This is a genomic window from uncultured Novosphingobium sp., assembly GCF_964277725.1.
Taxonomy (GTDB): domain Bacteria; phylum Pseudomonadota; class Alphaproteobacteria; order Sphingomonadales; family Sphingomonadaceae; genus Novosphingobium; species Novosphingobium fluoreni.
This window is the reverse complement of record NZ_CAXYKL010000046.1, coordinates 1-3,533: the sequence shown is the minus strand read 5'-3', so window position 1 is coordinate 3,533 and position 3,533 is coordinate 1. Positions and strand designations below refer to the sequence as shown.

Annotated in this window: 4 protein-coding genes; 3 read left to right on the top strand and 1 reads right to left on the bottom strand. The window is 61.3% G+C overall.

Annotated elements, in window-relative coordinates; translation table 11 throughout:
- From ACHWRX_RS02920 to ACHWRX_RS02910, 3 genes are all read left to right on the top strand, one after another.
- Positions 1–965, top strand: a 965-nt coding sequence (locus tag ACHWRX_RS02920) for an amidophosphoribosyltransferase (protein WP_394658028.1), incomplete at its 5' end; no start/stop codon positions are given.
- Positions 966–969: 4 nt separating this feature from the next.
- Positions 970–1,680, top strand: a complete 711-nt coding sequence (locus ACHWRX_RS02915; RefSeq protein WP_394658027.1) for an SDR family NAD(P)-dependent oxidoreductase — start codon at positions 970–972, stop codon at positions 1,678–1,680.
- A 75-nt stretch (positions 1,681–1,755) separates the two neighbouring features.
- The gene (locus ACHWRX_RS02910; RefSeq protein ID WP_394658026.1) at positions 1,756–2,103 is read left to right on the top strand and encodes a PilZ domain-containing protein; all 348 of its coding nucleotides are present in this window, start codon (positions 1,756–1,758) and stop codon (positions 2,101–2,103) included.
- 6 nt (positions 2,104–2,109) lie between these two features.
- Here ACHWRX_RS02910 and ACHWRX_RS02905 read toward each other — a convergent pair whose 3' ends face one another.
- Positions 2,110–3,504, bottom strand: coding sequence for a cryptochrome/photolyase family protein (locus tag ACHWRX_RS02905; RefSeq protein ID WP_394658029.1), 1,395 nt, complete (start codon positions 3,502–3,504; stop codon positions 2,110–2,112).
- Positions 3,505–3,533 lie beyond the last annotated feature (29 nt).

Sequence of the window (3,533 nt, the reverse complement as noted above, 5' to 3'; positions counted from 1 at the left end):
TGCGCATGGTGGAGGGCGCATATTCGCTGATCTGCATGACCGAACAGGGCATGATCGCCTGCCGCGATCCCTTGGGCATCCGTCCGTTGGTGATGGGCCGCCTGGGGGACGCGACGATCTTCGCCAGTGAGACCGTGGCGCTGGACGTGATCGGCGCGGAGTTCGTCCGCTCGATTGAGCCGGGCGAGATGGTGCAGGTCGATCACAAGGGCGTGGTTTCCAGTCACCGCCCCTTCGGCAACCCTGCCCCGCGCCCGTGCATCTTCGAGCATGTCTATTTCAGCCGCCCCGATTCGGTGATGGACGGCCGCTCGGTCTATTCCGTGCGCAAGCAGATCGGCGTGGAGCTGGCCAAGGAATCGCCAGCAGACGCCGACCTTGTGATCCCGGTACCGGACAGCGGTGTTCCGGCGGCTATCGGCTACGCCCAGGAATCCGGCATCCCGTTCGAACTGGGCATCATTCGTTCGCACTACGTCGGCCGTACCTTCATTCAGCCGTCCGAAGGCGCGCGCCATGCTGATGTGAAGCGCAAGCACAATGCCAATCGCGCGATTATCGAGGGCAAGCGTGTCATCCTGATCGACGACTCGATCGTGCGCGGCACAACCTCGATGAAGATCGTCGAGATGATGCGTGATGCCGGTGCCGCCGAAGTCCATATGCGTATCGCCAGCCCGCCCACCGGGCACTCCTGCTTCTACGGCGTCGATACGCCAGAGCGGTCCAAGCTACTCGCCGCGAACATGGACACCGAGGCCATGGCCGAATGTATCAAAGCAGACAGCTTGGCTTTCGTTTCTATCGACGGCCTGTACCGCGCCGTTGGTGAGGCGGAACGCAACAACGCCTGTCCGCAGTTCTGCGATGCCTGCTTCAGCGGCGAATATCCGACGAGCCTGACCGATCTGGCCGAGAAGGACAAACCAGACCTCCTCACCCTGCCCGTCAACAAGGTCGCCTAAGTCCATGGTATTTGCGGGACAGACCGCGCTCGTCACGGGCGCAAGCCGGGGTATTGGCGCCGCGACAGCTAAGGCGCTGGCCGCCGCTGGTGCTCACGTTGTGATGACGGCCCGCAGCACCAAGGAACTGGAAGCGGTCGAAGAAGCGATCTTCGCGGCCGGCGGCTCTGCCACGATCGCGCCGGTCGATCTGGCAGAGCCTGATGGCATCGCCCGCCTCGCCACCGCGATCGGCCAGCGTTGGGACAAGCTGGACATGCTGGTCATCAATGCGGCTCTGTTGCCGCAACTCAGTTCCGTAACGGACATTGACCAGAAGGCCTGGAACAAGGCGATGACGGTGAACGTCCTTGCCACCCAGGCGCTGTTAGCAAACTTCCACCAGCTGCTCCGCGCCAGCCCGGATGGCCGCGTGGTAGGGCTGACCACGACCGTCGCCGCGTCCCCCCGGGCATTCTGGGGGGCCTATGGCTCGACGAAGGCGGCGTTCGAAGTTTTGCTCGATTGCTATGCGCAAGAAGTGGCAAACCTTTCCAAAATACGCGTAGCGATCGTGAATCCCGGCGCCACGCGGACGGCAATGCGCGCGCGTGCCTATCCCGGTGAAGATCCTGCATCCGTGAAACCGCCGGAAGTCGTCGCCGATCGGATTGTCGCGCTTATGGGCGAATCTTTCCTTACCGGGCACCGCGAGACCGTTAACCCCAACCGGTAATTTCACGGAAACCTACTGTCGTCATATCTCCTTACAACGATGGGGTATTCCCGTCTGAGAGATAAGCGGACAGCGATGATGAGCAGCGCTCAGACCGACAAGTACGCCTTCGCGGCACAGGAAGACCGCAGCGCGCATCGCATGCGCCTTTCGATCCCGGCCACCTTACGACCCGCCGGGGGCAAGAAGATCCAGACCGTCGTGCGAAATCTGTCGCTGTCGGGCTTTTCGGCGACAGCGATCAGCCAGGTTCTGCCGGGTACCGTGTGCTGGCTGACACTTCCCGGCCAAGAAGCGATCCAGGCCAAGGTCGTGTGGTGGGAGCAGGGGCTGATCGGCTGTGCGTTCGATGACCTGCTCGGCCCGTTGCAATACGAGGCGATCCTCCTGCGCTGGCAGGGCGAAGGCGTCTACCGCGGCTGAGAGGGGCTAGCCTTTCGCCTTTCGATAGGCCTCCAGCGCCCGCTCGCGCGCTTCCTTATGGCCGATGATCTTTGCCGGATAATCCTCGGGCCGCTTTTCCTCCTCGGGATCGTGGATATCGGCATCCGACAATCCTTTCAGTTCCGACACCCACTCACGAATATACTCTGCGGCGTCGAACTTTGGCGATTGCGTCAACGGCGCCATGATCCGCGTGAACATATTGGAATCGACGCCCGACCCTGAAACCCACTGCCAATTCACGCCATTGTTTCCGTAATCTGCATCGACCAGCGTATCCCAGAACCACTGCTCGCCTTCCCGCCAGTCGATAAGCAGGTGCTTGATCAGGAAGCTGGCCGCGATCATGCGGACGCGATTATGCATCCATCCGGTCGTCCACAATTGTCGCATTCCAGCATCGACGATCGGATAACCCGTACGGCCCCGCTGCCAGGCCTTGAGGTCCTTTGCCGGACCGCTGCTCTTTTGCGGATCGCGCCAAGCGAATTTGCCAAAAGCGTCGCGGTAACTTTTTTCCGGATATCGCGGGTACTGCGCGATGATGTTCTGGGCGTAATCGCGCCAGATGATCTCACCCCGGAATGTATCTGCGCCTTTGCCGCGCTTTCCTTGCAGCGCATGCCACACCTGGACCGGTGAAATCTCCCCCCAGTGGAGATGCGGTGACAGTCGAGACGATCCCTCCATCGAGGGAAGGTTGCGATCCTCGTCGTAGTCTTTGACTATATCGAGGAAGTGGTCGAGCCGATCTTGGGCCTCCCGCTCTCCGGGCGTCCATTCCTTTCCAAAGCCGCCTGACCAATCCGGCTTGCTGGGCAGTAGGGCCCAGTCCGCAAGCTTATCAGACTTGGGCCATTTGCCGGGCGCGTGAAGTTTCGGCTCTGACAAGGGCTCCCGCAGGGGAAGCATCGCCTGCAACGCCCGGGCAAAGGGCGTGTAGATCTTGAACGGCTGGCCAGAGCCCGTTGTAGCCGTGCCAGGCGGAGCCAAGTAGTTTCCATCGTGAAGACACAGGTCGACAGATTTTGCCAATGCCGCTTCGGCATCGCGCCACCACGGCTCATAATGATGGATAGCATGAACGGCGGCTGCGTCGGTCTCCTTGACGATAGCCGCAATTTCCTTCGCGCTGTCGCCCTTGCGCAGGATCAGCTTGGAGCCATGACGGCCCAGGCTCTTGTCCAGGGCTTCCAGACTGTGGTGCAGCCACCAGCGTGATGCCCCGCCTAGCTTGCGATCGCCCGCTGTCTTGTCATCCAGCACATAGACCGCGATGACAGGGCCTTGTTCGGCAGCAGCGGACAACGCGGGTTGATCGGCCAGTCGCAAATCGCGCCTGAGCCAGACGATTTGCGGCGATTTATCAGAAGCACTCATTGTTCGCGCAACGAGCCGATGCCCGGTGC

Bases quoted from the DNA above. Each gene is read 5' to 3' on its own strand.
- ACHWRX_RS02915 (WP_394658027.1), top strand. From the start codon at position 970: ATGGTATTTGCGGGACAGACCGCGCTCGTCACGGGCGCAAGCCGGGGT.
- ACHWRX_RS02905 (WP_394658029.1), bottom strand. From the start codon at position 3,504: ATGAGTGCTTCTGATAAATCGCCGCAAATCGTCTGGCTCAGGCGCGAT.
- ACHWRX_RS02910 (WP_394658026.1), top strand. From the start codon at position 1,756: ATGATGAGCAGCGCTCAGACCGACAAGTACGCCTTCGCGGCACAGGAA.